The organism is Micromonospora sp. NPDC047620 (genome assembly GCF_043205005.1).
Classification (GTDB): domain Bacteria; phylum Actinomycetota; class Actinomycetes; order Mycobacteriales; family Micromonosporaceae; genus Micromonospora.
The window spans coordinates 69,460-94,779 of record NZ_JBIDDG010000022.1 but is presented as its reverse complement, the minus strand read 5'-3'; the positions used below and the strand labels follow the sequence as shown (position 1 = coordinate 94,779).

Sequence of the window (25,320 nt, the reverse complement as noted above, 5' to 3'; positions counted from 1 at the left end):
GCCGCCCCGGCGGGGCGGGCGGTCGCCTAGCGTGGCGCCATGGACCCTTCTGCGGTCTGGCGGGACAAGCAGCACAAATGGCGGATCGAAGCGTACCGGGCCCCGGACCTGCGCTTCGCGATCTTCGCGACGAACGGCACCACCGAGTCGGCGCCGCTGTGGCTGTTCGGGATGTCGGCGCTGGCCCGGTGGTTGATGACGCACAAGATCTCACTCGACGACCTGGAGGTCGACTGACATGGGGGCACCGCTCGGGCAGCTCGCGCTGGTGGCCGTGCTGGTGCTCGTCAACGCGGCCCTGTCGGGCAGCGAGATGGCGCTCGTGACGCTGCGCGAGGGGCAGGTGCGGCAGTTGGGTCGGCGTAGCCGTTCGGGGGAGCGGCTGGCGCGGCTGGTCCGCGACCCCAACCGCTACCTGGCCACCATCCAGCTCGGCATCACCCTCGCCGGGTTCCTCGCCTCCGCCGCCGCCGCGGTCTCGCTGGCCGAGCCGCTGGTCGGGCCGCTGGGCTTCCTCGGCGAAGCCGCGCGGGGCGCCGCGGTCGTCCTGGTCACCGTGCTGCTCACCTTCGTCACCCTGGTCGTCGGCGAGCTGGCCCCGAAGCGGCTGGCGATGCAGCGCGCGGAGCGGTGGGGGCTGCTCAGCGCCGGCCCGCTGGACCTGCTGGCCCGGGTGTCCCGACCGGCGGTCTGGCTGCTGAGCAGGGCCACCGACGTGGTGGTGCGGCTCGCTGGCGGGGACCCGCGGGCCAGCCGTACGGAGATGACCGAGGAGGAACTGCGGGAGATCGTGGTCAGCCAGCGGGGCCTGTCCGCGCAGCAGCGGGAGATCCTCACCGGCGCGTTCGACATCGCCGGCCGGACGCTGCGGGAGATCCTCGTCCCCCGGCTGGACGTGACCGTGCTCCCCGCGACCCTGCCCGCCGACGAGGGGCTGCGCCGGCTCGCCGCCGCCGGCCGCTCCCGTGCCCCCGTCGTCGGGCCCGGGGGGCTGGACGAGGTGCGCGGCGTGGTGCACATCCGGGACCTCGTCGCGGCGGGTGCGGCGGCGGTCGGCGACCGGGCGCGCCCGCCGCTGCTGCTGCCCGGCACCCTGCCGGTGTCCGACGCGCTGCGCCGGCTGCGGCTGTGCCACCAGCAGCTCGCCCTGGTCGTCGACGAGCACGGCGGGGTCGACGGCCTGGTGACCCTGGAGGACCTGCTGGCGGAGGTGGTGGGGGAGCTGTACGACGAGACCGACCGGGATGTGACCGGGGTGGCCCGGGAACCGGACGGCTCGCTGCTGCTGCCCGGCGACTTCCCGTTGCACGACCTGGCCGATGTCGGGGTGCGGCTGCACTTCCGGCCGTCGCGGGAGTACACGACGGTGGCCGGGCTGGTGCTGGCCGGGCTGGGGCACCTGCCGACCGGGCCCGGGGAGACGGTGCATCTGCCGGGGCTGACCCTCGAGGTGGTGGAGGTGTCCGGCCGGACGATCCGCCGGGTCCGGCTGCGGGGCTTCGCCACCGGGGCCTGACCCGGGGTCGCGCGGTCGGGTGAACCCGGACGAACCGGCCACGCCGGGCCTGGGGCGGGCGTACCGTCCGATACGTGAAGGACCGAGGGATGCGGACGTTCGTCACCGTGCTGGCCGGGCTCGCGGTGATCTACTTCGGCACCACCGGCCGCAGCGAGGAGGACGGTCGCGGCGTGTCGGGCGGGCTCGTGGTGCTCGCGCTGCTGGCGGCGCTGCTGGTGTGGAACCTGACGAAGCCGGGCGACAAGCCGGCGAAGTGAGCCTGCCTCACCGCCCGGCGGCGCGGGCGACCTCGCCGGCGGACTCCTCGCCGAGCGACACCCGCACCAGCGCCGAGGCGAGCCTGCCGAAGTCGGCCGGCTCGACCAGCCCGGCCAGCTTGTCCGGCGAGCGGGGCAGGCCGAGCCGCTCCGCGCCGGACAGGGCGCGGCGGTCGGCGTACGGGCGCAGGTCCGGCCAGACCACCTGTGCCTCGCGCAGGAAGATGTCGGCGCCGGTCGGGCCGATGCCGGGGAACTCGGTCAGCAGCCGGCGCAGCGCGGGGGGCTCGCCGTCGGCCTCGCGGTGCAGCCTGCGCAGGTCGCCCCGCCAGCGGTCCAGGCACAGCCGGGCGCCGGTGCCGAGCATCGTCGAGGTCCGCTCGTCGTAGCGGCGGTAGTGGCCCCGGCCCAGCGCGTCGACGCGGTCCTGCCAGCTCGCCGCCTCCATCGCCTGCGGGGTCCGGTAGCCGGCGGCGAACAGCTCCCGGGCGGCCGACACCGCGACGCAGGCCCGGATCCGGGTGCTCAGCAGCGTGGCGAGCACCAGCAACTGGTAGAGCGGGGCGGGCCGGTCGGCGAGCCGGATGCCCGCCTCCTCGGCGTACGTGGTGCCCCGCCGGTCCAGCAGGACCCGCGCCATCCTCCGGTCGTCGCCCATCCTCGGGGTGTACCCGCTGGGTGCCGGGTCAGCCCTGCGACCGTCCGCCCGGGCCGGCATGCCACCCACGGCGCCGGGTAACCGAGGTGGGACACGGTCGAACCCGGAAGGAGAAAACCCGTGGTGAATCCGCAGCAGGAGGAACTGCGCCGCAACGACAAGGGCGCCACCAGCCAGTACAGCAAGGTCCCGGGCCCTGGCGGCCATCCGCGCAACCGAGGCACGTCCGGCGGCGACGAGGGCCGGCCGGTGCCCCGGGGGCAGGTCTCCCCGTACGGCCCGGCGATGGAGCCGGTCGCCGACGACGAGAGCGCCCCGGGCTAACGACCCCGGCCCGACACGGGCGGCCGCAGCCGATTCCAGGTGGCTGCGGCCGCCATGCCGTACGCGACATGCGGCACGATGTCGGCGATCCAGTCCGACCGGCGCCATCGCCGCGGGTCGGTCACTCCCAGCAGGGTCATCGACCCGTCGGACATCGTCATCACGCCGCCGCCGAGCACCCCGGCCGCCAGGGCCAGCGGCATCCGACGGCCCCGGGCCAACACGGCGTAGCCGACGCCGGCCACGATGCCCATCCCGTAGCCGAGCAGGGGCCCGAGGCCCGAGCGGCGGTTCACCGCCCGGTCCTCGGGCCCCAGGTCCACGTGCGCCATCCCGGCCAGCCGCCCGGCGGTGTTCTCCGGGGTGCTGCTCGCCGGCCTCGCGCGCAGCACCATGTCCAGGTAGCTGACCACGTTCAGGGCGGCGCTGCCGACGGCGCCGGCGATCGCCCCGTCGACCAGGTGCGTCGCCCTCACTTCGGGTCGCCCGGTTCGCGCTCGCCCTTGGGGCCGTAGACCCGCTCACCGCGGACGACGCCCCGCTGCCCGCGATCGGACTGCAGGATCCGGTTCGCCACGTCGTTCGCCTTGCGGTCCGACACCCGCCGTCCCGAATCGTCGATCACGTCACGGATGCGCGCCCGCTGCTTGTCGTACGCGTTGCTGCCCGGCCGTGGTCCTGGCATCACTGCCTCCTCCGGTCGTCCTCGCCGTTGGCGTACCGCGGTCGTCTACCCGCCTGCGGCGGGGCCAACCCCGCGCTCGACTCAGCGGGGCGCGTGGACGACGGCGACCGGGCAGTCGGCGTGGTGCAGCACGGACTGGCTCACCGAGCCGAGCAGCAGCCCCGTCAGTTCGCTGCGGCCCTGCCGGCCCACCACGAGCAGCTGGGCCCGCCGGGACGCCTCGGCGAGGACGGTGGTGGGGCGGCCCCGCGCGGTCTCCCGGCTGACCGGAACGTCCGGCCACCGCTCGGCCAGCCCGGCCAGCGACTCGGCCACCACCCGCTCCTCCTCGGAGCGCAGCTCGGTGTCGTCGTACACCAGGGGTTGCATGTCGCCCGGCGCGGTGGACGTCGGGTGCCGGTAGGCGTGCAGCGCGACCAGCGGTGCGTTGCGGACCGACGCCTCCTCGACGGCGAACTCCACGGCGAGCCGGGACGTCTCGGAGCCGTCGACCCCGACCACGACGGGTCCGTCCGGGCGGTCGGTGCCCCGGGCGACGAGCACGGGGCAGTCGGCGTACGAGGCGACCTGCACCGCGACGGAGCCGACCACCAGGGCGGAGAACCCGCCGAGCCCCCGGTCGCCCAGCACGATCATCGCGGCGGCCGGCGACTCGCCGAGCAGCACCGCGGCGGCCTCCCCGTCGATGATCTCGCCGGAGATGCGCAGCCCGGACACCGTCGCCTCGGCCTCGGTGGTCGCGGCGGCGACGAGCTGCTCCGCCTGGTGTCGCAGGCCCGCGCCGGGCGGGCCGGCGGCGGGCGCGTCCACCGGCACCCGCAGCAGGGGCCAGATGAACCCGTGCACGATCCGCAGCGGCCGGTTCCGGCGGGCCGCTTCGACGGCGGCCAGCCGTACGGCGCGCAGCGCCGCCTCCGAGCCGTCCACGCCGACGACCACCGCCGCGCCGTTCGCCGAGTTCACCGCCCACCTCCCGCCGGTTCCCGGCCAGTATCGCGGCCGGTGCCCGGTCGGCGGGGCGATACCGCCCAGGACGACCGGTGGGTACGCTGTCGACGACCGCCGGGGAGGGAGCGCCGTCGATGGTGGAGCCGGACCAGCCGAGCACCGCGCGAATGATCGATTTCTGGCTCGGCGGGGAGCACCACTTCCCGGTCGACGTGGCGGCGGCCCGCGCCTTCGAGCAGGCGTACGGGCCGTGCGCGCCGGTCTTCCGGGAGCTGCGGGCCTTCCTGGGCCGGGCGGTCCGGGCGATGGTCGCGGCGGGCGTGGACAGCTTCCTGGTCTTCGGCGCGGGGGTGCCCACCATGGGCAACGTGCACGAGGTCGCCCCGGACGCCACCGTGCTCTACACCGACGTCGACCCGGTCACCGTCCGCCTCGGCCAGCGTCTGCTCGCCGGCAGCGACCGGGCCGGCTACGGCTACGGCGACGCCACCGACATCGGCACCGTGGACCGCGCCCAGCTGCACCGGTTCGTGCCGGGGTGGGGGAGGAGGCCCGTCGGGGTGGTGTTCCTCGGCCTGGCCGCGTTCCTCGACGACGAGACCCTCGCGCGCACCCTCGACGAGCTCTACGAGGCGACGGCGCCGGGCAGCCTGCTGGCGGTCGACTTCGACACCGAGGAGCTGGCCGGCTACCCGGAGGCCCTCGCGATGATGGGCCCGGCGTTCCGCATGCGCCCGCCGGCCGCGTTCGCGCCGCTGCTCGGTCGTTGGACGCCCACCGCCGACGGCATCGTGCCGATCACCCGGTGGCGTCCCGAGGGCCCGCCGGCGCAGGTTCCGGACGCCTTCCACGGCGCGGTCGCCGTTCGCTCGGCCGGCTGACCGGCCCCGCCCGCCGTCCGCGCCGCCGCGAGGCCGCGCGGGGGCGGCAGCGTGCCGTCGGGTCGTCCGCCCGGGTCGGGTACGTCGCCCGCCGCCGACGACACCTCCGTATGATGCTTGCCCTACGGCAAGCGTTTCCGGAGGATGATCGATGGTGGAGGCACCGCTCACGGCGACGGTGTTGAACGGCGCCGGCATCGGCCTGGCGGCGGCGTTGCTCACGGCGGTCACCGTGAACCCGCTGCGCAACGCCCGGCGTTCCGGGGGCAGCCTCGTCGAGCAGGCTGAGCTGGCCTCCGACACGGTCTTCTACCAGCACCGCGGGCGGAGGTACGTGGCCACGCTGCTGCTGGAACTGGACACCGTGACCGGTCGGGTGCGGGCGGTGGACGCCGGCTCCCCGCGCCTGCTGCGGCTGCGCGGCGGCACCGTCACGCCGATCACGCTGGAGCAGCAGCTGCCGCTGGGCATGTTCGCCGAGGCCCGCTACGACGTCCAGGAGTTCGACCTGGCGCCCGGGGACCGGATCTTCGTGGTCAGTGACGGGGTGTGGGCCGCTGATCCCGGTGACCGGGGGGCGTACGGCGAGCGGGCGATGCGCGCCACGCGGCTGCAACCGCCGGCCGAGGCGGTTGGTACGGTGATGCGCGAACTGCACGCCTGGCATGCGGACGCGGATCTCCGCGACGACGCGGTCGTGGTCTGCCTGGACTGGCGTGGCGCGGGTGGCCGGGGCGACGGGTGAGGATCGTCGCCGCAACGGCCGGGCACGAGCGGGACGATCGCAGGGGACACCTGGTGGAGCGACCTCCGAATCTCGCCGCGGCGATCGACGCCGCCGCCGAGGCGCTCGTCGGTGTGCTCGACTCCGCCGCGTCCCGGCACCAGATGGCCGTCTCGCCGACGCAGTTGCGCGTGTTGTCGCTGATCAGCAGTCGGCCGGAGACCAACGTCAACGGCCTGGCCGAGTTGTTGGACGTCGTGCCGTCCTCGGCGAGCCGGCTCTGCGACCGGCTGGAGGCCACCGGCCTGCTGCGCCGGGTGGCCGACCCCCGGGACCGGCGGGAGGTGCGGCTGGTGCCGACCGCCGCCGCCGAGACGCTGCTGCGCGAGTTGATGGAGCGCCGGCACCGGGCGGTGCAGGCGGTGCTGGACCGGATGCCGGGTCGGGTACAGCACGAGCTGCTGCTGGCCCTGCGGGCGTTCGAGCAGGCCGCGACGGCGGAGTCGCAGTCGGGCTCCTCGGTCCGCACCGCCTGACGACCTTCCCCGCGCACCGTCCGTCCCGCCACGCGGCCGTCCGCTTCCCTCTAGTGTCCTAGGATGCCCTAGGGGTAGTGACTTCCCCGTCGACACCCCGACGGCGTCGACGGAACCGGACGCCTGAACCCGGGGAGGCAGCGAACGGCCCGATATAGTGGCAGCGCAGTCAGCCGGCCCGCGATCAACGTGATCGCGGGCCGAGTCAGGCGGCGGTCCCGTACGGGGATCGCAGGGGTGCCGGCGTCAGCCGGCCCGACAGCGCACACGGAACTCCGCGGTGCCCGTCCTCGGCCGGGCGGTCGGAGCGTGTGGCGGAGGAGGTTCGGTGTCGCGTCGGCCGGCTCGCTCGGAACACGCGGAGGCCAGCGCCGGCACGAGCGCACCGGCAGCGGGCGACCGCATCCTGACGGTGCCGAACCTGATCAGCTTCGTCCGGCTGCTGGGCGTCCCGCTCTTCCTCTATCTCCTGCTCGTCGCGCGCGCCGACGTGGCCGCGATCGTGGTGCTGGCCGTCGGCGGCACGACGGACTGGGTGGACGGGTGGGTCGCGCGCCGGATGCGTCAGGTCAGCCGGCTGGGGGAGCTGCTCGACCCGGCCGCCGACCGCCTCTACATCCTCGCCACCCTGGTCGGGTTCACCGCCCGGGGCGTGGTGCCCTGGCAGTTCACCGCGGCGCTGCTGGCCCGGGAGTTGCTCCTGCTGGGGTCGCTGGCGGTGCTGCGGCGGTACGGGTACGGCCCGCCGCCGGTGCACTACGTCGGCAAGACCGCGACGTTCCTGTTGCTGGCCGCCTTCCCGGTCCTGCTGCTCGCCGCAGCGGTTCCCGGTGCCGAGGCGGTGGCCGGGCCGATCGGTTGGGGGCTGGCCTGGTGGGGCCTGGTGCTCTACTGGGTGGCCGGCGCGATGTACGTGGTGCAGGCGAGCCGGCTGGTCAGGGCCGTGCGCGCCGAGGGAGCGTCGGCATGACGACGCCGCCGGGCGAGGGCCGGGGACGGTCCGACCGGGTGTACGCCCCGGACTTCCTCACCGAGTTGTTCCGCAACCCGTTGGATCCGGGGTACGCCGACGCGGCGGCCCGGCGCCGGGAGCGGCAGGCCCCGCCGGCGGGGTGGCGGCACTGGTCGGCGCGGTCGGTGAGCCTGGTTCTGGCGGTGGTGCTGGGGTTCCTGTTCGCGGTCGCGTACCGGCAGACGTTGGAGGCCGAGCCCGGGCGCAGCCAGGCCCGCTCCGGCTTGGTGGCGCAGATCAAGCAGCGGGAGAGCGAGACCGACCGGTTGTCGGAGCGGGCGGACCAGTTGCGGGCGGAGGTGGCGCGGCAGCGGGCCGCGGCGCTGGGCGGCTCGGAGGCGGCGCGGTTGCGCACCCTGGAGGCGGGCACGGGCCTGGGGCGGGTGCGGGGTGACGGCGTGGTGGTGCGGTTGGCGGACGCGCCGCAGAATCCGGACGCGGTGACGGGCGCGGACGTCGGTCCGTCCCGGGTGATCTACAGCGATCTGCAGGGGGTCGCCAACGACCTGTGGGCCGCCGGCGCGGAGGCGATCTCGATCAACGGGCAGCGGTTGACGGCGACGTCGACGATCCGGTCGGCGGGACAGGCGATCCTGGTGGACTTCCGGCCGGTGACGGGGCCGTACGAGGTGTCGGCGATCGGGCCGGGGTCGATGCGGGACCGGTACGAGGACAGTCGCAGCGCGTTGACGATGCGGAAGGTGGCGGAGGACACCGGGTTGTCGTTCGCGGTGCGGGAGGCGGAGGACCTCACCCTGCCGGCCGCTCCGGAGCCGCGGCTACGCTACGCGGAGCCTCCGGCGAGCGCGAGTCCGTCGCCGTCGGGGGCGGACCGTTCCGCCAGTTCTCAGCCGTCCGGTTCGAGGACGTCTCCCAGCCCCTCCGGAGGTGGTCGATGATCGCGGTGCTGGCGTTGCTCGCCGGTGTGGTCCTCGGGGTCTGGCTCGACCCCACGGTTCCCGCGGGTTTGCAGCCGTATCTGCCGATCGCGGTGGTGGCGGCGTTGGACGCGGTGTTCGGTGGGGTGCGGGCGAAGCTCGACCGGATTTTCGACGACAAGCAGTTCGTGGTGTCGTTCATCTCCAACGTGCTGGTGGCGGGTCTGATCGTGTACCTGGGTGACCAGCTCGGGGTGGGTGGCCAGTTGTCCACGGGTGTGGTGGTCGTGCTGGGGGTGCGGATCTTCGGGAACGTGGCGGCGATCCGTCGGCACCTGTTCCGGGCGTAGGTTTGTGGCGATGAGCAGCGAGGAGCACACGGAGACGGGCACGGGTTGGCCGCAGCCGGCGGGGCCGGTTCGGCCGTCGGGTCCGGCGGGGGAGCCGGATCCGCGGCCGGACGCGCCGGATCCGGACGAGTTGAGCCCGTTGGCGCCGGAGCGGGCGGAGCCGCCCGTGGCGGAGCCGGACCGGTTCGACGAGGGCGCGGCGGTGGATCTGAGCCGGGCTGCCGGTGAGGGGTCGGGCGGGTCGTCGCCGGAGGCGCCGGCGGTCGCGGAGTCGTCGCGGCGGCGGGTGAGTTCGGCCGGGGTGATGATCGCGGTGCTGCTGGCGTTGCTGGGGTTCACGCTGGTGGTGCAGTTGAAGACGACGTCGACGGATCCGACGGTGGCGGCGACGCGGCAGGAGGACCTGGTCCGGATCCTGTACGACCTGAATTCGCGGGAGGTCCGGCTGCGGCAGGACATCGCGGCGCTGGAGGAGAGTCAGCGGCAGTTGCGTTCGGGTGAGCAGGGGCGGCAGGCGGCGTTGGACGAGGCGACGCGGCGGGCCGACGAGTTGGGCATCCTGGCGGGGACGTTGCCGGCGACGGGTCCGGGGTTGGCGGTGCGGTTCGAGGCGGGTGAGAAGCCGATCTCGGCGTCGCGGGTGTTGGACGCGGTGCAGGAGTTGCGGGGTGCCGGTGCGGAGGCGATGCAGATCTCCGGCGGTGACCGGGCGACGGTGCGGATCATCGCGTCGACGTACTTTCTGGACGGGGAGAACGGGTCGTTGGTGGTGGACGGGCGTCGGTTGACGGGTCCGTTCACGATCACGGTGATCGGTGATCCGGCGACGATGCGTACGGCGTTGAACATTCCTGGCGGGGTGGTGGCGTCGGTGACGGGCGACGGCGGTAAGTTGATCGTTGAGGATCGTGAGGCTGCCGAGGTTTCGGCGCTGCACGCGCCGATCAAGCTGGAACACGCCCGTCCGGTCTCCTGACCGGCGCGGCTCGCACCGGTGGTGTCCGGTGTGTCGATGGTGAAGGACGCGTCTGGTGATTCCTGAGGATCTGCGGTATACCGCCGAGCACGAGTGGGTGGCGGGTGACGGCGGCGGCCCGGTGCGGGTCGGCATCACTCACTTTGCGCAGGACGCCCTGGGTGACATCGTGTATGTCCAGCTGCCCGACGTCGGTGCGGTGGTGGCGGCGGGTGAGTCGTTGGGTGAGATCGAGTCGACGAAGAGTGTGTCGGAGATCTACGCCCCGCTCGGCGGTACGGTGGCGGCGCGCAACGAGGCGCTCGGTGACACCCCTGAGGTGATCAACACGGACCCGTACGGTGCGGGTTGGTTGGTGGAGATCACCCCGGATGATCCGGCGGCGGTCGAAGGGCTGCTGTCCGCGGACGCGTATCGTGAGCTCACCGAGAGCTGAGTGCGTCCCCTCCGGGCGTGGTGGTTGTGTCCGCGCGTCCGGTTGCCCTGCATTTCGGCGCTGGCTAGGCTCGCCCAGTCGACCGAGAACCCAATAGTTGAGCGTTGCGGAATTGCCTTTCCGGGCACGGGGAGCCAGCCGCCGGGTGTTGGACTGCCCGGCGGCCAGACCCGCCATTACCCCGACGCCGACCGAACAGATCCGTGAGGTGGTCCCATGACGCGCCCAGACGACGAGTTCCCCCCGCTCGACGTCACTTCGACGCTCAATCTCGGTTCGCTCGACGAAGTGCTGGAGGGGCCGGACACCGATGTGGTGCCGAGCCGGGTGTCCGGTTCGTTGCCGCCGGGGATGGCGCTGCTGGTGGTTCGCCGGGGTCCGAACGCGGGTGCCCGGTTCCTTTTGGATCACGATGTGACGACGAGTGGCCGGCATCCGGACAGTGACATTTTCCTGGACGACGTGACGGTGTCGCGGCGGCACGCCGAGTTCCACCGTGATGGTGGGACGTTCACTGTGCGGGACGTGGGAAGCCTGAACGGCACGTACGTGAACCGGGAGCGGGTCGAGGCGGCCACGTTGAGCAACGGTGACGAGGTGCAGATCGGTAAGTTCCGGGTGGTGTTCATCGCCGGTCCGCGCCCGGAGGAGGAGGCCGGCCGGGGGTGAACGAGCCTGCGGCCTCCACGCCGCCCGGGGCGGCGCGTGCCCGACCGTTGATGAGCATCGGTGAGGTGCTGGGTCAACTGCGGGTGGATTTTCCGGACGTGACGATTTCGAAGTTGCGGTTTCTCGAGGCTGAGGGCCTGGTGGAGCCGCAGCGGACGGCGGCGGGTTACCGGAAGTACAGCTGGGACGATGTGGCGCGGTTGCGGTTCGTGCTGACCGCGCAGCGGGACCAGTATCTGCCTCTGCGGGTGATCCGTGATCAGTTGGCGCAGTGGGACGCGTCCGGGGAGTCGCCGGGTCGGCAGCGGCCGACGTTGGTGGCGGTGGGCCCGGGTGGCGAGGTGCCGGGGCGGGTGTCGGAGGAGCCGGCCGGGTCGCCGCAGGTGCGGCTCGGCCGGGCGGATCTGGTGGCGCGTAGTGGGATCAACGAGTCGACGCTGGGTGAGTTGGAGCGGCTCGGTGTGGTGGTGTCGGATCCGCCGGGTTGGTACGACGACGATGCGTTGATCATCGCGCGGGCGGTGGCGGGTCTGGCGGCGTACGGGTTGGAGCCGCGGCATCTGCGGGGTTACCGGACGGCGGCGGACCGGGAGGTCGGTTTGTTCGCGCAGTTGGTGGCGCCGTTGGCGCGGCAGAGTGATCCGGCGGCGCGGGCGCGGGCGGCGGAGACGGCGCGGGAGTTGGTGGCGTTGTCGCAGCAGTTGCACGCGGCGTTGGTGCGGGTGGGGTTGCGGTCGACGTTGGGTCGGTGATCCGGCGGGGTTGTGGGGAAAGATCTGCCCCGGGAAGCGTGTCGTAGGCTTGCCGGGGTAACCCCTTTCTGGCGCGGGCGTGGTGCGGGTAGCGCATGGGACGGCCGTGTCGCGGTCCGTGTACCGTGCAGGGAAGGGCACGGTGCGGCGTAGGTGACAACGACACGGAGGCGGCGGTGCGCGAGCTGAGCGTGGTCGGAGTTCGGGTGGAGCTGCCCAGCAACCAGCCGATCGTCCTGCTCAGGGAGGTCGAGGGGGACCGCTATCTGCCGATCTGGATCGGCGCGGTCGAGGCGACGGCGATCGCTTACGAGCAGCAGGGGGTCAAGCCGGCCCGGCCGCTGACTCACGATCTTCTGCGGGACGTGTTGGCGGCGTTGAAGGCGCCGTTGCGGGCGGTGGAGATCACCGAGCTGAAGGAGAACGTCTTCTACGCGGATCTGTTGATCGGTGACGGGGTGCGGGTGTCGGCCCGGCCGAGTGATTCCATTGCGTTGGCGTTGCGGGTCGGTGCGCCGATTCGTTGTGCGGAGGAGGTCCTCAGCGAGGCGGGGATCGTGATTCCCGACGAGCAGGAGGACGAGGTGGAGAAGTTCCGCGAGTTCCTGGAGCAGGTGCGTCCGGAGGACTTCGCCGGCTGAGTCCGGTGTCTTTTCGGGGCGTCACGTTCGGTGATGTTCCGGCGCGGTGGGTGATCTTCGTTGTCGTGGCGCGGCGTGTCGCGCCGGTTTCTCCGGGGCAATCTCTGAAGGCGGCTATAGGGTTGCCGTGTCGAGGGGTGCACGTCCCGGAAACGACGTGTCACCGCACTGGCGGGGAGGTTGTCCGGATGCACGAGCCGCGAGATCCCGATCCGGGTACGGAGCTGGACGAGCCGGGTGTGACGTCGCCGGGGTTGGCGACTGAGGGTGACGACACCGTTGGCTATCGAGGTGTGACGGCCTGCCATGCGGTGGGGATCAGCTACCGCCAGTTGGATTACTGGGCGCGCACCGGGTTGGTGGTGCCGAGCGTGCGGGACGCGTCGGGTTCGGGCACGCAGCGGTTGTATTCGTTCCGGGACCTGGTGGTCCTGAAGGTGGTGAAGCGGCTGCTGGACGCCGGGGTGTCGTTGCAGAACATCCGGAAGGCGATCGAGGCGCTGCGGTCGCGTGGGGTGGCGGATCTGGCGGGTATCACGTTGATCTCCGACGGGACGACCGTGTACGAGTGCCGGTCGCCGGAGGAGGTGGTCGACCTGTTGCAGGGCGGCCAGGGGGTGTTCGGCATCGCGATCGGCGGGGCGTTCAAGGAGATCCAGGGTTCGTTGTCGCATCTGCCGGCGGAGCCGGCGACGTCGGTGCCGCCGTCGGCGCCGGCGGGGGATCCGGTGGGTGACGAGTTGGCGGCGCGCCGGGCTCGGCGTCGGGCGGGCTGAGCGCGGCCTCGGGGGGGCGTTTCGTTGGCCCCTGGTCGGGGTGGCGGCGTGCTCACTTTCTGGATGTGAGGGGTGGTCCCACAGATGGGGCAGCTCGACAGCGCCCACACAACACCCCGACCCACCCACCGTGCGGGATCAGCCGCACAACCTGCCGACAGCGGGTTGACGGGTCGTCACCCCGCAGCCGACCCCACGCCGACAAGTCGGGGACGCCTCGCGACGGCCGTACCGCACAGCTGACATCCAGGCACGGACGGCGCGCGACCCCCGACGGGGGGTGGCCCGCCGTGCCCGGCGCAGGGATCAAACCTGACCGCCCGGAGCCGGGCACGGCGGGCCCCACCCCCACACCCCACACCGCTGTGCCAACGCGCCCACCGCCGGCCACCGGGCGAAGCAAGGCAAGCACACGCATGGCGATGTCCAGAGTGGCGTGCTTGCGGGGGCAAGCGTCGATTGTGGACGTTTTCGGCGTGAGTCGGGCTGTTGACAGTCTTTGCGTGGCCGGGAATCCTATGTGCGGCGCGCGGCTTGCTGCGCACATGTCACTGTCCGTGACGTGTGCGGCGGTGGGTCGGTGAACCGTGCCGGGGGACGACGCAGAAGGCGACGACCGCGCCTACCCGACGATCGGATTTGAACAAAGTGCAGACTGACTTTCATGCCGCCGCGGTTTTGGTGGATGCCGGTGGGCGTGTCGTGGACGGCGAGGGGTCGGGCTGCCCGGTGGCGCACGCCCGGCCGCAGGCGCCTGCGGTGGCGGACGTGGTGGCGGAGGCCGTCGAGTTCCTGCGTCTCTACCACGCGGAGCGGCGGCTGCCGGACGTGGCCGCGCGGATCGCGGAGGTGCGGGAGGAGATCGCGCTGACCGGCACGTACCGGCACACCTCCGAGGAACTGGCGTACGGGGCGAAGGTGGCGTGGCGGCAGTCGGTGCGCTGTGTGGGGCGGGTCCGGTGGGCCGGGTTGAAGGTCCGGGACCGGCGTGACGTGACGACGGTGGCGGGGATCGCGCAGGAGTTGGCGCAGCACCTTTCGGTGGCTGACAACGGTGGGCGGATCCAGTCGGTGATGACGGTGTTCGCGCCGGACCGGCCCGGGGTGGGTCCGCGGGCGCGGATCTGGAACGACCAGTTGGTCCGCTACTGCGGTCATCGGATGGACGACGGGTCGGTGCTGGGTGATCCGGCGCAGGTGGCGATGACGGACGCGGCGCGGCGCCTGGGGTGGCGTCCGCCGGCGGTGCCGGGACGGTTCGACCTGCTGCCGTGGGTGATCGAGACGGCGTACGAGGATCCGACGCTGGTGGAGGTGCCGCGGGACCTCGTCCGCGAGGTTGCCCTGACGCATCCGGCGTACCCGTGGTTCGAGGAGTTGAGGCTGCGCTGGCACGCCCTGCCGGTGATCAGCAACATGCGCCTGCGGGTCGGTGGGGTGGACTACAGCTGTGCCCCGTTCAACGGGCACTACCTGAGTGACGAGATCGGCACCCGGAACATGGGTGACCGGGATCGGTACGACCAGTTGCTGCCGGTGGCGCGGGGGTTGGGGCTGGACACCTCGCGGGAGGACACCCTGTGGCGGGAGCACGCCGTGTTGGTGATCAACCAGGCGGTGTTGCACTCGTTCCGGGCGGCGGGGGTGCGGGTGTCGGATCCGCACACCGAGTCGGAGCTGTTCATGAAGTTCTGCGCGCAGGAGGAGCGGGCGGGCCGGCCGGTGCACGGTGACTGGTCGTGGCTCAACGGCAGTGTGGGGTGGGCGGCGTTGCACGCGGTGCACCACCGCTACTACGACACCCGGGTGCCGGATCCGAACCTGTGGCAGGGTGACCGCGCGTACGGGGCGTCGGGCGTGGTGGGGCTGACCCTGCGGGAGCGTCACGACGCCGCCCGCCGGCAGGAGGGCTGAGGCATGGACGTCGCGGCGTTACGCCAGAGTTGGGCGCAGTTCTGCGTGGCTGGTCCGGAGGCGGCGAAGTACTTCTACGCCACGTTGTTCGTGATCGCGCCCGAGGCCCGCACGATGTTCCCGACGAACATGCAGTACCAGCAGGACAAGTTGCTCTCGGCCTTGGGGCACATCATCACCCACGTCGACGACGAGCGGGAGCTGACGGCGTTCGCGCAGCGGTTGGGGGCCGACCACCGCCGGTTCCGCGGCGAGGACCAACAGGGTCGGCCGGTGCCGTTGGCGGAGTGGCACTACATCTGGGTGGGGCAGGCGTTGCTGGCGACGCTGGAACGTTTTCTCGGGCCACGGTGGACGCCGGCCCTGCGCGCGGAGTGGGCCGCGGCGTACGAGTTGGTGGCGCGGTTGATGCTGACGGGGGCGGCGGAGGCGGAGCGGACGTCGCCGCCGTACTGGGAGGCGGAGGTGCAGCGGGTGCAGCGGCGGCGGGCCGACGTGTGCGTGTTCACGGTCCGCCCGAACTACCTGTGCGACTACCTGCCGGGGCAGTCGCTGCCGGTGCAGGTGCCGCAGTTGCGCATGTGGCGGTACCTGTCGCCGGCGAACGCGCCGCGCGCCGACGGGACGATCGAGTTCCACGTCCGGGCCGCGGGTCGGTTCTCCACGCATCTGGTGCGGAAGCTGCGCGAGGGCGACCAGTTGCTGTTGGGGTTGCCGGTGGGGGTTGCGTTGTCGTCGTACGACCGGTCGCCGCAGCTGCCGTTGCTGCTGGTGGCGGGCGGCACCGGGTTGGCGCCGTTGCGGGCGGTGGCGGAGGCGGTGCAGCAGGGGCCGGGGCGCGCGACGACGCTGGTGGTGGGTGGTAAGACCCCCGACGACCTGTACGACGACCAGGCGTTGCGGGAGTTGGCGGCGACGCCGCCGGCGGGGTCGTGGCGCTCCGGTGCGGGCGGCGGGTGGTTGCGGTACGTGCCGACGGTGGAGAGCGGCTGGCAGTGGCAGGGTGAGGTGGGTACGGCCGGTCAGACGGCGGTGCGGTTGGGTCCGTGGCGGGACACCGACGTGCTGGTCTGCGGCAGTCCGGAGATGACCCGGGAGACGATCACCGCACTGACGGTGTCCGGTGTGCCGCCGGAGCGGATCCTGGTGGAGAGTTACGACCAGTCTCTTTATCCACCTCTCGCGAGCGCGGCGGCCGCCGCGCCGCAGGACTTCAGTTGGACAGGTGTCCGATGAGCATCGATCATGGCGACCGGGCCTCCGCCGTCCCGACGGGCGAGCTGACCCGGGCGTTGGGCGCGTTGGAGGCTCGCCGCTTCCGGGGCAGCCAGTGGTTGTCCGCCGACGAGGTCGCCGGCCTGGCCCGGTCGGTCGACGAGCGGATGGCGTTGCTCGACGGTGAGGTGGATCGGCTGCGGCGGGAGAACGACGGGCTGGTGCGGCAGGTGGAGATGCTGCGTCACGGCGCGCTGCCCAGCACGGCCCCGCAGGGCCCGGACCCGCTGGTGGTCGAGTTGGCGGTACGGGCGCAGGACGAGGCGAACCGGACGATCAGCGAGGCCAGCACGGAGGGCGCGGAGATCATCGCCGACGCCCGGCGGCAGGCCGACGAGATCCTCGCCGAGGCGCACCGGCGGGCGGGGTCTCTTTCCCCTCAGGGGGAGCCTCGGGGTGAGGACCTGCGGGGGCAGGTGCGGGAGCTGGAGGGCCGGCACGCGGCGCTGGTGGCGGCGGTGACGACGGCGCAGCAGCAGCTGAGCCAGTGGCAGGAGCACCTGTCGGCGCAGTCTGAGCAGTTGCGGGCCGACGCCTATGCGGCCGGGGCGGCCAGTGCGCGGCTGCGGGCCGTGCTCGACGGCTGACCCGCGGGGACGCCGCGGGGGCGGTGCCCCCGCGCCGGGCGGGCGTGCCGGATGGGTGCCGCCCGATTCCGGCCCAGCGGGACCTTGCGGCCGGTCAGCCGGCGGCGACGGAGGCGACGGCGTCGGCGATCGGGGTTTCCCCGCCGACCAACTCCAGGACCTGCCCGGCGGTGCGGGGCTTGTAGAGCAGGGCGAGCAGCACGCGGGCGACGTCGGTGCGGGTGACCGCGCCGGGAGGCACGTGCCGGGCCAGGGTGATCCGCCCGGTGGGTGGGTCGTCGGTGAGTCGGCCGGGTCGCAGCACGGTCCAGTCGAGGTCGCGGCCGGTCAGGTCGTCCTCGGCGGCTTTCTTCGCCCGCAGGTACGCCGCGAACACCTCGTCGGTGCCGGCGGGCGGCTCGCCGTCCACCCCCATCGAGGAGACCAGCAGGTAGCGGCGGACGCCGGCGCGTTCGGCGGCGTCGGCGAGCAGCACGGCGGCGGCCCGGTCGACGGTGTCCTTGCGGGCGGCGCCGCTGCCGGGGCCGGCGCCGGCGGCGAAGACGACCGCGTCGGCGCCGGCGAGGTGGCCGGCGAGGTCGTCGACGCCGACGTGTTCGAGGTCGGCGACGACGGGGTGGGCGCCGGCGGCGGTCAGCGCGGCGGCGTGGTCGGGGTTGCGGATCAGGCCGACGGCGGTGTCGCCGCGCCCGGCGAGTTCCCGGTGAGTCAGTTTGGCGATCTTGCCGTGGCCTCCGGCGATGACGACGCGCATACCTGCCAACCTAGCCGCCGCTCCGGCACGCCGCGGCGGGGTCGCGGGGTGTTCGCCGGGGCGCGGGTCGCTGAGGCAGCATGGACGGGTGACGGAGACGATCGACGCGCTGGCCGGCCTGGTGGCGGGCGGTGGTGTCGTGGTGTTGAGCGGGGCGGGCCTGTCGACCGAGTCGGGCATCCCGGACTACCGGGGGCCCAGTGGGGCGGCCCGTCGGCACACCCCGATGACCTATCAGGTGTTCACCGGGGACGCGCAGGCGCGGCGGCGTTACTGGGCGCGCAGCCACCTGGGGTGGCGGGTGATCGCGCGGGCGGCCCCGAACGACGGGCACCGGGCGGTGGCCCGGTTGCAGCGTGGCGGGCTGGTCGACGGGGTGATCACGCAGAACGTCGACGGGTTGCACACGGCGGCGGGCAGCCCGCGGGTGGTGGAGTTGCATGGTCGTCTCGACGAGGTGGTGTGCCTGGGGTGCGGCAACCAGACGTCCCGGGAGGAGTTGGACCGGCGGCTGCGGGAGGCGAACCCGGGGTTCGACGCGCGGGTCGCGGCGGTCAACCCGGACGGTGACGTGGATCTCGCCGACGACGAGGTGGCGCGGTTCCAGACGCTCGACTGCACGTTCTGCGGTACCGGGGTGCTCAAGCCCGACGTGGTGTTCTTCGGTGAGACGGTGCCGGCGCCGCGGGTGGCCCGCTGTTTCGACATGGTGCAGCGGGCGCGGCTGCTGCTGGTGCTGGGGTCGTCGTTGACGGTGATGTCGGGTCGCCGGTTCGTGCTGCGGGCGGCGAAGCTGGGCATCCCGGTGGTGATCGTCAACCAGGGGCCGACGCGGGGCGACGGGTACGCGGCGTTGACCCTCGACGCGCCGCTGGGCCGGTTGCTGCCGGCGTTGGCTGACCGGACGGTGGGGGCGCCGGCCGGTGGTGACGTCGGTTCGGGCGTGGTGCCGACGGGCCTGACCGGCGTCGGCCGGTAGCCGTCGGGGGCGCGCCGGGGGTCAGCCGGCGGCGCGGGGCTGGTCGATGACCCACCGCCAGGTGCCGTCGGGCTGGTGGCGGGCCACCTCGACGGTGACGCTGCCGTCGTCGAGCCGGGTGGAGGTCAACGCCAGGTCGCCGGCGCGCAGGGTGGGTCGCGCCTCGCCGGGGACGAAGGTGGGCCGGTCGGCGAGCAGCCGGGTGAACGCGGCGCGGATCGCCTGCGTGCCGGTGGCCGGGCCGGCGGGGGTGTCCAGGACCGCGTCGGGTTCGTAGAGGGCGACCAGGCCGTCGACGTCGCCGGCGTTGGCGCGGGCGACGAAGAACCGGCCGAGGTCCTCCGGGTGGGTCGCGGGCTCGGGCATCACATCACACCTCCACAGGTCCCCGTGATCATGCGGTGGGGGTACGACATCCATCGGCCGACGGGGCGCTGGTAGCGTTGACCATGCCGGTACCACCCACGTGGGAGAGACCGCCCAGAAAAGCACCTCGGGCGGCGCCGAAGGGGCAAATCCTCCCCGGAACCTCTCAGGCAAAAGGACCTCGTGGGGCAGGCACTGTGGAGCGCTGTGCGGGCGCGACAGAGGGGGAGGCCGACCTGTCGACCTCGCCTCAGGGGAGCGCCGCCCATGACCGCAGAGCAGTTCGCCGCCCGCCACATCGGCCCGGATCCGGCCGACGAGCGCCGGATGCTGGAGGCCGTCGGCTACGGCTCGATCGACGAGCTGATGGACGCGGCGATCCCCGAGGTGATCCGCTGGCACGGCACCCTGGACCTGCCGGAGCCGGCCACCGAGCACGACGCGCTCGCCGAGTTGCGGGCCCTCGCCGCCCGCAACACCGTGGCCGTGTCCATGATCGGCCTGGGCTACCACGGCACGCACACCCCGGCGGTGATCCGCCGCAACGTGCTGGAGAACCCGGCCTGGTACACGGCGTACACGCCGTACCAGCCGGAGATCAGCCAGGGCCGGCTGGAGGCGCTGCTGAACTTCCAGACGATGGTCACGGACCTGACGGGGCTGGCCACCGCGAACGCGTCGATGCTCGACGAGGGCACCGCGGCGGCGGAGGCGATGACCCTCGCCCGCCGCGCGTCGAAGAGCAAGAGCCCGGTGTACGTGGTCGACGCCGACACCCTGCCGCAGACCGTCGCGGTGATCACCAGCCGGGCCGAGCCGCTCGGCATCGACGTGCGGGTGCTCGACGTCGAGCGCGGGGAGCTGCCGGCGGAGTTCTTCGGTCTGCACCTGCAGTATCCGGGGGCGTCCGGGGCGGTACGCGACCAGGCGGGCCTGGTCGAGGCGGCGCACGCGGCCGGCGCGCTGGTCACCGTGGCGGCGGACCTGCTGGCGCTGACGCTGCTGCGCCCGCCGGGGGAGATCGGCGCCGACATCGCCGCCGGCACCACCCAGCGGTTCGGCGTGCCGATGGGCTTCGGTGGCCCGCACGCCGGCTACCTGGCCGTGCGGGCGGGTCTGGAGCGGATGCTGCCCGGCCGCCTCGTCGGGGTGTCCCGCGACGCGGACGGCAACCCGGCGTACCGGCTGGCGTTGCAGACCCGCGAGCAGCACATCCGGCGGGAGAGGGCGACCAGCAACATCTGCACCGCGCAGGTGCTCCTCGCCGTGATGGCCGGCATGTACGCCGTGTACCACGGCCCGGACGGGCTGCGCGCGATCGCGGCGCGTACCCACTCCTGGGCGGCGCGGTTGGCGGGCGCGCTGCGCGTCGGCGGGATCGAGGTCACCGATGTCGCGTTCTTCGACACGGTCACCGCGGTCGTGCCGGGGCGGGCCGCCCAGGTCGTCGCGGCCGCGGCCGAGCGGGGGGTCAACCTACGGCTGGTCGACGCGGACCGGGTGGGGATCTCCTGCGACGAGACCACCACCCACGCGCACCTGGACGCGGTGTGCGACGCGTTCGGGGTGCCGCGTGCCCACGGGGAGACCGACTCGCGGCTGCCCGAGGCGTTGGTCCGCACGTCGGACTTCCTCACCCACCCGGTGTTCCGCAGCCACCACTCCGAGACGGCGATGCTGCGCTACCTGCGGCGCCTGTCGGACTTCGACTACGCCCTGGACCGGGGGATGATCCCGCTCGGGTCGTGCACGATGAAGCTCAACGCCACCACCGAGATGGAGCCGGTGAGCTGGCCGGAGTTCGCGCACGTGCACCCGTTCGCGCCGCAGGCGCAGACGGCCGGCTACCGGGAGATGATCGCCCAGCTGGAGGCGTGGCTGGCGGAGGTGACCGGCTACGACGCGGTCAGCGTGCAGCCCAATGCCGGCTCGCAGGGTGAGCTGGCGGGTCTGCTGGCCATCCGGGCCTGGCACCGCAGCCGGGGGGAGGGCCACCGGGACGTGTGCCTGATTCCGTCGTCGGCGCACGGCACGAATGCGGCCAGCGCGGTGATGGCCGGGATGCGGGTCGTCGTGGTGGGCTGCGACGACGGCGGCAACGTCGACATGGTCGACCTGGACGCGAAGATCGACAAGCACCGCGACGTGCTCGCCGCGATCATGGTGACGTACCCGTCGACGCACGGGGTGTACGAGACGGGGATCGCGTCGCTGTGCGCGAAGGTCCACGACGCCGGCGGTCAGGTGTACGTCGACGGGGCGAACCTCAACGCGTTGGTCGGGTTCGCCAAGCCGGGCCGGTTCGGGGCGGACGTGTCGCACCTGAACCTGCACAAGACGTTCTGCATCCCGCACGGCGGCGGCGGCCCTGGGGTGGGGCCGGTGGCGGTGCGGGCGCACCTGGCGCCGTTCCTGCCGGGCGACCCGCTGGGCGCGCACGTCGACGGCCGGCCCGCGATCTCGGCGGCGCGGTACGGGTCGGCGGGGATCCTGCCGATCCCGTGGGCGTACCTGCGGATGATGGGCGCGGCGGGGCTGGCCCGGGCGACCGGGGTGGCGGTGCTGGCGGCGAACTACGTGGCGGCGCGGCTGCGCGGGCACTTCCCGGTGCTGTACGCCGGCAACAAGGGCCTGGTGGCGCACGAGTGCATCCTCGACCTGCGGCCGCTGACGAAGGCGACCGGGGTGAGCGTGGACGACGTGGCGAAGCGGCTGATCGACTACGGGTTCCACGCGCCGACGATGTCGTTCCCGGTGGCGGGGACGCTGATGGTGGAGCCGACCGAGAGCGAGGACCTGGCCGAGCTGGACCGGTTCTGCGACGCGATGATCGCCATCCGGGCGGAGATCGACAAGGTGGGTGCCGGGGAGTGGCCGGCGGGCGACAACCCCCTGGCGAACGCGCCGCACACGGCGGCGATGGTGGCCGGGGACGAGTGGCCGCACGCGTACCCGCGGTCGGTGGGGGCGTACCCGGCCGGGGTGGACCGGGCCGGGAAGTACTGGCCGCCGGTGCGGCGGATCGACGGCGCGTACGGCGACCGGAACCTGGTGTGTTCCTGCCCGTCACCGGAGGCGTTCGAGAGCTGATGTCGTGGCGCGCCGGGGCGGTCGTGGTGCCGCCCCGGCGGATGCGTCGACCTGGGGCGCGGCGGTCCCGACCGGGGGACTAGCCTGGGTCGACGCCACAAGACTGCGTGACGGAGAGTGACAGGTCAGGCGACGAGGGCGTGTCGGGCCGGGCCGCGGTGCGGGGCGATGGTCCTGCCGTCGGGGAGTAGTTCGCCGGTGTCCTCGAAGACGATGACACCGTTGCAGAGCAGGCTCCAGCCCTGCTCAGGGAAGCAGGCGAGGACGCGGGCGGCTTCCCGGTCGGTCGCTTCGGCGGATGGGCAGGTGGGTTGGTGCTGGCACATCGGGATCTCCGGACTGTGGGGGCACTGTGTCATGGTTCACATGACCAGTGACGCACAGTACCAAGCGAAAGTGGACGGCATCGAGCAGGTATGCGCGTCATTTCCGGGAAATCCACTGAACGGATGAGGGACAATAGGCCGGACGGCGTGGAAACGCTTTCACGGGCGGGGGTCGATGTGCCGGCGGCGCCGGCCGCCTGCCGCCGTACGCTCGTCGAACGGGCCCGCTGGCAGTGGCGGCCCGCCGACGGCGGCGACCCGGCCGCGCTGGCGCAGGAGTTCCTGGCCGCGCACGGCCTGGCGCTGCACGACCTGGCCCGCCCCGCCGCCGGCCACGACCCCGCCGGCGCCTGCGGGGCCGCCCTCTACGTCTCCGCCGCCGCCGGCGCGGTTCTCGCCGGCGCACCGCCCGGCGCCGCCAGCCCCGCCCCCGCGCTGCCGGAGGTCGCCGTGGTCGTCTACGGCCACGGCCCGCCCGCCCCACCGGCCGCCACGGCGCCGGTCGCCGGCTGGTGGCTGGGCGACTGGGCGGAGAGCTGGAGCCCGCGGCAGCACGCCGAGGCGGTGACCGCGGTACGCGCCGCCATCGGCCGGGGCGACGTCTACCAGGTCAACCTCGTCGGGCACGCCGCCGCCCGGTACGCCGGCGACCCGCTGCCCGCCCTGGGCCGGCTCGCCGGGCTGCCCGGCGCCCGCTATGGCGGCACCCTCACCGGGGCAGGCTGGGCGATCGGCTGCGCGAGCCCGGAAACCCTGGTCGAGCTGACCGGCGGGCGGCTGGTCACCCGACCGATCAAGGGCACCCGGCCCGCGACCGCCGCCGGCCGCGCCGAGCTGCTCGCCTCGACCAAGGAACGCGCCGAGCACGTGATGATCGTCGACTTGGAGCGCAACGACCTGGCGCGGGTCGCCCGCACCGGCAGCGTGCGGGTCGACGAGCTGTTCGCCGTGCGCCGCTGGTGCGACCTGTGGCAGGCCGAGTCGACGGTGTCGGCGGCGGTCGCCGACGGGCTCGGCCTGGCCGACCTGCTGCGCGCGGTCTGCCCGGGCGGCTCGGTCACCGGCGCCCCGAAGCTCGCCGCCCTGGACCGGATCGCCGCCCTCGAGCCGGTCGGGCGCGGCGCGAGCATGGGCGCCCTCGGCTGGGTCGCCCCAGGGCGGATCGACCTGGGGTTGACCATCCGCACCGCCGCCGTCGACGCCGACCGCGTGCACGTCTGGGCGGGCGGGGGCATCACCTGGGGCAGCGACCCCGACGCCGAGGTCGCCGAGGCCGCTGCCAAGACCGGGCCCGTGCGCGCCGCGCTCGCCGGCCGCTGACCACCGCCCACGGCCGCAGCGCCGACCCCGCACCCTGCACCGGCCCGGAGGTCTCCTGACCTGACCGGTGGGGCGGGGGGGGCGTCAGCGGCGGTCGGCGAAGCCGTCCAGTGCCGCCACGACCCGCTCCGCCATGCCGCCGTGCCTGCTGCCGTGGCCGGCATGTTCCAGCAGCTCCAGGCGCGCGTCCGGCCAGGCCTGTGCCAGCTGCCACGGGATGTCGGGCGGGCTGCTGATGTCGAGTCGGCCGTGCAGCAGCACGCCGGGAATGCCGGCCAGGCGGCCCACCTCGCGCAGCACCTGATCGTCGGGCAGGAAGCAGTCGTGCCGCCAGTAGTGGGTGACCAGCCGGGCGAGCACCATCCGGAACACCGGGTCGGCGTAGCGGGGGTCGGGCCGGTGACCGGGGACGGTGGCGACGTGGCTGTCCTCCCAGGCGCACCAGTCCCGGGCGGCCCGGTCGCGCACCGCCGGGTCCGGGTCGGCCACCAGCCGGGCGTACGCGTCGGCCAGGTCGCCGTCGCGGTCGGCCGGCGGAACGCCGTCGCGGAACCGGGCCCACTCGGCGGGGAACACCCGCCCCATGTCCCGGGTGATCCAGTCGATCTCCCGCCGGGTGCCGGCGGTGACGCTGAACAGCACCAGCTCGCTGATCCGCTCCGGGTGCCGCTGGGCGTACGCCAGCCCGAGGCAGGACCCCCAGGACGCGCCCAGCACCAGCCAGCGGTCCACCCCGAGGTGCTCGCGCAGCCGTTCGACGTCCGCGATCAGGTGGCCGGTGGTGTTGGTGGACAGGTCCACGGCGGGGTCGGCGGCGTGCGGGAGGCTGCGTCCGCAGCCGCGCTGGTCGAACAGGGTCACCCGGTAGCGGGCCGGGTCGAAGAAGGTCCGCCAGCTGGGCCCGCAGCCGGAGCCGGGCCCGCCGTGCAGCACCACCGCGGGCTTGCCGTCGGGGTTGCCGCAGGTTTCCCAGTACACGAGCTGGCCGTCGCCGACGTCGAGCATCCCGTGCGCGTACGGCTCCGTCGGGGCATACCGCTGCGTCATCGCCTGTCCCTTCTCGTCCCACCAGATACAACAGCGCTGTTACATTAGCGGGGTGACTGACGTACCGGACCGGGAGGCCGTGGGCACGCTGCTGCGGCACGTCCTCGACGTGCTCGACGGCGACGTCGCCGCGGTGTACGCCGAGCGGGGCCTGGCCGACTACCGGCCCCGGTTCTCGCCGCCGCTGCGGTTGCTGGTGGCCGACGGGCCGCTGCCCATCCGCGACCTGGCCCGCCGGGTGGGGGTCACCCACTCGGCGGCCAGCCAGACGGTGGCCCAGATGGCCCGCGCCGGCCTGGTGGAGCTGACCCCCGGCGCGGACGCCCGGCAGCGCATCGTGCACCTGACCGACCGGGCCCGCGAGCTGCTGCCGGTGATCGAGGCGGAGTGGGCGGCGACGACCGCCGCGATGCGGGAGTTGGACGCCGAGCTGCCCGTGCCGCTGGCCGACCTGCTGCACGAGGTCCTCGCCGCGGTGCGCCGGCGGCCCATGCGGCAGCGCATCGCCGACGCGGGTCTGCCGCCGCCGGCCTGACCAGCCACCTCGCCCCCCCACCGCCGGTACGTGGGCACCGGTTCCACGAGGACACGTCGGCGGTCTCCGCGCCGCCGACGGCACCCGGGCCGGGGGGCGGGCGGG

General features: G+C 73.5%; 30 protein-coding genes, 1 pseudogene and 1 riboswitch. Of the genes and pseudogenes, 23 read left to right on the top strand and 8 right to left on the bottom strand.

The window, feature by feature from the left end:
• The first annotated feature begins 39 nt into the window (after positions 1–39).
• The 3 genes from ACGF5C_RS24570 (at position 40) to ACGF5C_RS24560 (ending at position 1,776) form a co-directional block, all read left to right on the top strand.
• A complete protein-coding gene (locus ACGF5C_RS24570; protein WP_350687479.1) occupies positions 40–237 on the top strand; it encodes a hypothetical protein in 198 nt (65 codons plus the stop codon).
• Between the two features lies 1 nt (position 238).
• Positions 239–1,516, top strand: a complete 1,278-nt coding sequence (locus ACGF5C_RS24565) for a hemolysin family protein (protein WP_393305183.1) — start codon at positions 239–241, stop codon at positions 1,514–1,516.
• Between the two features lie 74 nt (positions 1,517–1,590).
• Entirely contained in the window at positions 1,591–1,776 is a 186-nt protein-coding gene (locus tag ACGF5C_RS24560; protein ID WP_350684010.1) for a hypothetical protein, read from the top strand.
• Between the two features lie 7 nt (positions 1,777–1,783).
• Here the strand turns inward: ACGF5C_RS24560 and ACGF5C_RS24555 are convergent, their stop codons facing one another.
• A complete protein-coding gene (locus ACGF5C_RS24555) occupies positions 1,784–2,434 on the bottom strand; it encodes a hypothetical protein (RefSeq protein WP_393305181.1) in 651 nt (216 codons plus the stop codon).
• A gap of 120 nt (positions 2,435–2,554) precedes the next feature.
• On the opposite strand from ACGF5C_RS24555, the gene ACGF5C_RS24550 reads away from it, so the two are divergent.
• Positions 2,555–2,758, top strand: coding sequence for a hypothetical protein (locus ACGF5C_RS24550; RefSeq protein ID WP_393305179.1), 204 nt, complete (start codon positions 2,555–2,557; stop codon positions 2,756–2,758).
• On the opposite strand, the gene ACGF5C_RS24545 is transcribed toward ACGF5C_RS24550, so the two are convergent.
• From ACGF5C_RS24545 to ACGF5C_RS24535, 3 genes are all read right to left on the bottom strand, one after another.
• Complete coding sequence (locus tag ACGF5C_RS24545; protein ID WP_393305177.1) at positions 2,755–3,234, bottom strand: hypothetical protein; 480 nt, start codon at positions 3,232–3,234, stop codon at positions 2,755–2,757. The two genes, ACGF5C_RS24550 and ACGF5C_RS24545, sit on opposite strands and share 4 nt — an antisense overlap.
• Entirely contained in the window at positions 3,231–3,443 is a 213-nt protein-coding gene (locus ACGF5C_RS24540; protein ID WP_350683982.1) for a phosphatidylethanolamine-binding protein, read from the bottom strand. The genes ACGF5C_RS24545 and ACGF5C_RS24540 overlap by 4 nt, the downstream gene beginning before the upstream one ends.
• A gap of 81 nt (positions 3,444–3,524) precedes the next feature.
• Complete coding sequence (locus ACGF5C_RS24535; RefSeq protein WP_393305175.1) at positions 3,525–4,406, bottom strand: universal stress protein; 882 nt, start codon at positions 4,404–4,406, stop codon at positions 3,525–3,527.
• A 119-nt stretch (positions 4,407–4,525) separates the two neighbouring features.
• On the opposite strand from ACGF5C_RS24535, the gene ACGF5C_RS24530 reads away from it, so the two are divergent.
• From ACGF5C_RS24530 to ACGF5C_RS24460, 15 genes and pseudogenes are all read left to right on the top strand, one after another.
• Complete coding sequence (locus ACGF5C_RS24530; protein WP_393305173.1) at positions 4,526–5,272, top strand: SAM-dependent methyltransferase; 747 nt, start codon at positions 4,526–4,528, stop codon at positions 5,270–5,272.
• 166 nt (positions 5,273–5,438) lie between these two features.
• Positions 5,439–6,017: pseudogene (locus ACGF5C_RS24525) on the top strand (PP2C family protein-serine/threonine phosphatase); the annotation flags it as partial.
• Positions 6,018–6,070: 53 nt separating this feature from the next.
• Positions 6,071–6,532, top strand: a complete 462-nt coding sequence (locus ACGF5C_RS24520) for a MarR family winged helix-turn-helix transcriptional regulator (RefSeq protein ID WP_393305171.1) — start codon at positions 6,071–6,073, stop codon at positions 6,530–6,532.
• 328 nt (positions 6,533–6,860) lie between these two features.
• A complete protein-coding gene (locus ACGF5C_RS24515; protein ID WP_393305169.1) occupies positions 6,861–7,502 on the top strand; it encodes a CDP-alcohol phosphatidyltransferase family protein in 642 nt (213 codons plus the stop codon).
• Entirely contained in the window at positions 7,499–8,443 is a 945-nt protein-coding gene (locus tag ACGF5C_RS24510; RefSeq protein WP_393305167.1) for a DUF881 domain-containing protein, read from the top strand. Before ACGF5C_RS24515 ends, ACGF5C_RS24510 begins: the two co-directional genes overlap by 4 nt.
• Positions 8,440–8,772 carry a small basic family protein gene (locus ACGF5C_RS24505; protein ID WP_091106953.1) on the top strand — a complete coding sequence of 111 codons (333 nt, stop codon included), beginning with the start codon at positions 8,440–8,442 and terminating at the stop codon, positions 8,770–8,772. The genes ACGF5C_RS24510 and ACGF5C_RS24505 overlap by 4 nt, the downstream gene beginning before the upstream one ends.
• 10 nt (positions 8,773–8,782) lie before the next feature.
• The gene (locus tag ACGF5C_RS24500) at positions 8,783–9,748 is read left to right on the top strand and encodes a DUF881 domain-containing protein (protein ID WP_393305165.1); all 966 of its coding nucleotides are present in this window, start codon (positions 8,783–8,785) and stop codon (positions 9,746–9,748) included.
• 55 nt (positions 9,749–9,803) lie between these two features.
• Positions 9,804–10,184: a glycine cleavage system protein GcvH gene (gcvH, locus tag ACGF5C_RS24495; protein WP_393305163.1), complete on the top strand. Its 381-nt coding sequence runs from the start codon at positions 9,804–9,806 to the stop codon at positions 10,182–10,184.
• Positions 10,185–10,400: 216 nt separating this feature from the next.
• The gene (locus tag ACGF5C_RS24490; protein ID WP_393305161.1) at positions 10,401–10,853 is read left to right on the top strand and encodes an FHA domain-containing protein; all 453 of its coding nucleotides are present in this window, start codon (positions 10,401–10,403) and stop codon (positions 10,851–10,853) included.
• A gap of 50 nt (positions 10,854–10,903) precedes the next feature.
• Positions 10,904–11,605, top strand: coding sequence for a MerR family transcriptional regulator (locus ACGF5C_RS24485; RefSeq protein ID WP_393305227.1), 702 nt, complete (start codon positions 10,904–10,906; stop codon positions 11,603–11,605).
• 176 nt (positions 11,606–11,781) lie between these two features.
• Positions 11,782–12,246 carry a bifunctional nuclease family protein gene (locus ACGF5C_RS24480; RefSeq protein WP_089014393.1) on the top strand — a complete coding sequence of 155 codons (465 nt, stop codon included), beginning with the start codon at positions 11,782–11,784 and terminating at the stop codon, positions 12,244–12,246.
• Between the two features lie 188 nt (positions 12,247–12,434).
• Positions 12,435–13,022 carry a MerR family transcriptional regulator gene (locus ACGF5C_RS24475; protein ID WP_357697420.1) on the top strand — a complete coding sequence of 196 codons (588 nt, stop codon included), beginning with the start codon at positions 12,435–12,437 and terminating at the stop codon, positions 13,020–13,022.
• Positions 13,023–13,751: 729 nt separating this feature from the next.
• Entirely contained in the window at positions 13,752–14,936 is a 1,185-nt protein-coding gene (locus ACGF5C_RS24470; RefSeq protein WP_393305225.1) for a nitric oxide synthase oxygenase, read from the top strand.
• Positions 14,937–14,939: 3 nt separating this feature from the next.
• Positions 14,940–16,172: a globin domain-containing protein gene (locus tag ACGF5C_RS24465; RefSeq protein WP_393305159.1), complete on the top strand. Its 1,233-nt coding sequence runs from the start codon at positions 14,940–14,942 to the stop codon at positions 16,170–16,172.
• Complete coding sequence (locus ACGF5C_RS24460; RefSeq protein WP_393305157.1) at positions 16,169–16,798, top strand: hypothetical protein; 630 nt, start codon at positions 16,169–16,171, stop codon at positions 16,796–16,798. Before ACGF5C_RS24465 ends, ACGF5C_RS24460 begins: the two co-directional genes overlap by 4 nt.
• A 94-nt stretch (positions 16,799–16,892) precedes the next feature.
• Here ACGF5C_RS24460 and ACGF5C_RS24455 read toward each other — a convergent pair whose 3' ends face one another.
• Positions 16,893–17,552: an NAD(P)H-binding protein gene (locus ACGF5C_RS24455; protein WP_393305155.1), complete on the bottom strand. Its 660-nt coding sequence runs from the start codon at positions 17,550–17,552 to the stop codon at positions 16,893–16,895.
• A gap of 88 nt (positions 17,553–17,640) precedes the next feature.
• Here ACGF5C_RS24455 and ACGF5C_RS24450 point away from each other — a divergent pair, with 88 nt between their 5' ends.
• Positions 17,641–18,531: an NAD-dependent protein deacetylase gene (locus ACGF5C_RS24450; protein WP_393305153.1), complete on the top strand. Its 891-nt coding sequence runs from the start codon at positions 17,641–17,643 to the stop codon at positions 18,529–18,531.
• Between the two features lie 21 nt (positions 18,532–18,552).
• Here ACGF5C_RS24450 and ACGF5C_RS24445 read toward each other — a convergent pair whose 3' ends face one another.
• On the bottom strand, positions 18,553–18,897 hold the full coding sequence (locus ACGF5C_RS24445) for a YybH family protein (protein ID WP_393305151.1): 345 nt from the start codon (positions 18,895–18,897) through the stop codon (positions 18,553–18,555).
• A 91-nt stretch (positions 18,898–18,988) separates the two neighbouring features.
• Positions 18,989–19,089, top strand: a riboswitch (glycine riboswitch).
• 75 nt (positions 19,090–19,164) lie between these two features.
• Here ACGF5C_RS24445 and gcvP point away from each other — a divergent pair.
• On the top strand, positions 19,165–21,987 hold the full coding sequence (gene gcvP, locus ACGF5C_RS24440) for an aminomethyl-transferring glycine dehydrogenase (protein ID WP_393305149.1): 2,823 nt from the start codon (positions 19,165–19,167) through the stop codon (positions 21,985–21,987).
• 125 nt (positions 21,988–22,112) lie between these two features.
• Here the strand turns inward: gcvP and ACGF5C_RS24435 are convergent, their stop codons facing one another.
• Entirely contained in the window at positions 22,113–22,313 is a 201-nt protein-coding gene (locus ACGF5C_RS24435; protein WP_347669485.1) for a DUF5999 family protein, read from the bottom strand.
• A 90-nt stretch (positions 22,314–22,403) separates the two neighbouring features.
• Here ACGF5C_RS24435 and ACGF5C_RS24430 point away from each other — a divergent pair, with 90 nt between their 5' ends.
• Complete coding sequence (locus ACGF5C_RS24430) at positions 22,404–23,633, top strand: chorismate-binding protein (RefSeq protein WP_393305147.1); 1,230 nt, start codon at positions 22,404–22,406, stop codon at positions 23,631–23,633.
• Positions 23,634–23,717: 84 nt separating this feature from the next.
• Here ACGF5C_RS24430 and pip read toward each other — a convergent pair whose 3' ends face one another.
• Complete coding sequence (gene pip / locus ACGF5C_RS24425; RefSeq protein WP_393305145.1) at positions 23,718–24,680, bottom strand: prolyl aminopeptidase; 963 nt, start codon at positions 24,678–24,680, stop codon at positions 23,718–23,720.
• A 52-nt stretch (positions 24,681–24,732) separates the two neighbouring features.
• Here pip and ACGF5C_RS24420 point away from each other — a divergent pair, with 52 nt between their 5' ends.
• Positions 24,733–25,215 (top strand): MarR family winged helix-turn-helix transcriptional regulator, encoded by a 483-nt coding sequence (locus ACGF5C_RS24420; protein ID WP_393305143.1) that lies wholly within the window; start codon positions 24,733–24,735, stop codon positions 25,213–25,215.
• The last annotated feature ends 105 nt before the right edge of the window (positions 25,216–25,320 follow it).

Coding starts and splice junctions, on each gene's coding strand:
- ACGF5C_RS24570 (WP_350687479.1), top strand. CDS start 40: ATGGACCCTTCTGCGGTCTGGCGGGACAAGCAGCACAAATGGCGGATC.
- ACGF5C_RS24565 (WP_393305183.1), top strand. CDS start 239: ATGGGGGCACCGCTCGGGCAGCTCGCGCTGGTGGCCGTGCTGGTGCTC.
- ACGF5C_RS24555 (WP_393305181.1), bottom strand. CDS start 2,434: ATGGGCGACGACCGGAGGATGGCGCGGGTCCTGCTGGACCGGCGGGGC.
- ACGF5C_RS24540 (WP_350683982.1), bottom strand. CDS start 3,443: ATGCCAGGACCACGGCCGGGCAGCAACGCGTACGACAAGCAGCGGGCG.
- ACGF5C_RS24530 (WP_393305173.1), top strand. CDS start 4,526: ATGGTGGAGCCGGACCAGCCGAGCACCGCGCGAATGATCGATTTCTGG.
- ACGF5C_RS24510 (WP_393305167.1), top strand. CDS start 7,499: ATGACGACGCCGCCGGGCGAGGGCCGGGGACGGTCCGACCGGGTGTAC.
- ACGF5C_RS24505 (WP_091106953.1), top strand. CDS start 8,440: ATGATCGCGGTGCTGGCGTTGCTCGCCGGTGTGGTCCTCGGGGTCTGG.
- ACGF5C_RS24500 (WP_393305165.1), top strand. CDS start 8,783: ATGAGCAGCGAGGAGCACACGGAGACGGGCACGGGTTGGCCGCAGCCG.
- ACGF5C_RS24490 (WP_393305161.1), top strand. CDS start 10,401: ATGACGCGCCCAGACGACGAGTTCCCCCCGCTCGACGTCACTTCGACG.
- ACGF5C_RS24485 (WP_393305227.1), top strand. CDS start 10,904: ATGAGCATCGGTGAGGTGCTGGGTCAACTGCGGGTGGATTTTCCGGAC.
- ACGF5C_RS24475 (WP_357697420.1), top strand. CDS start 12,435: ATGCACGAGCCGCGAGATCCCGATCCGGGTACGGAGCTGGACGAGCCG.
- ACGF5C_RS24465 (WP_393305159.1), top strand. CDS start 14,940: ATGGACGTCGCGGCGTTACGCCAGAGTTGGGCGCAGTTCTGCGTGGCT.
- ACGF5C_RS24460 (WP_393305157.1), top strand. CDS start 16,169: ATGAGCATCGATCATGGCGACCGGGCCTCCGCCGTCCCGACGGGCGAG.
- ACGF5C_RS24455 (WP_393305155.1), bottom strand. CDS start 17,552: ATGCGCGTCGTCATCGCCGGAGGCCACGGCAAGATCGCCAAACTGACT.
- ACGF5C_RS24445 (WP_393305151.1), bottom strand. CDS start 18,897: ATGCCCGAGCCCGCGACCCACCCGGAGGACCTCGGCCGGTTCTTCGTC.
- gcvP (WP_393305149.1), top strand. CDS start 19,165: ATGACCGCAGAGCAGTTCGCCGCCCGCCACATCGGCCCGGATCCGGCC.
- ACGF5C_RS24435 (WP_347669485.1), bottom strand. CDS start 22,313: ATGTGCCAGCACCAACCCACCTGCCCATCCGCCGAAGCGACCGACCGG.
- ACGF5C_RS24430 (WP_393305147.1), top strand. CDS start 22,404: ATGCGCGTCATTTCCGGGAAATCCACTGAACGGATGAGGGACAATAGG.
- pip (WP_393305145.1), bottom strand. CDS start 24,680: ATGACGCAGCGGTATGCCCCGACGGAGCCGTACGCGCACGGGATGCTC.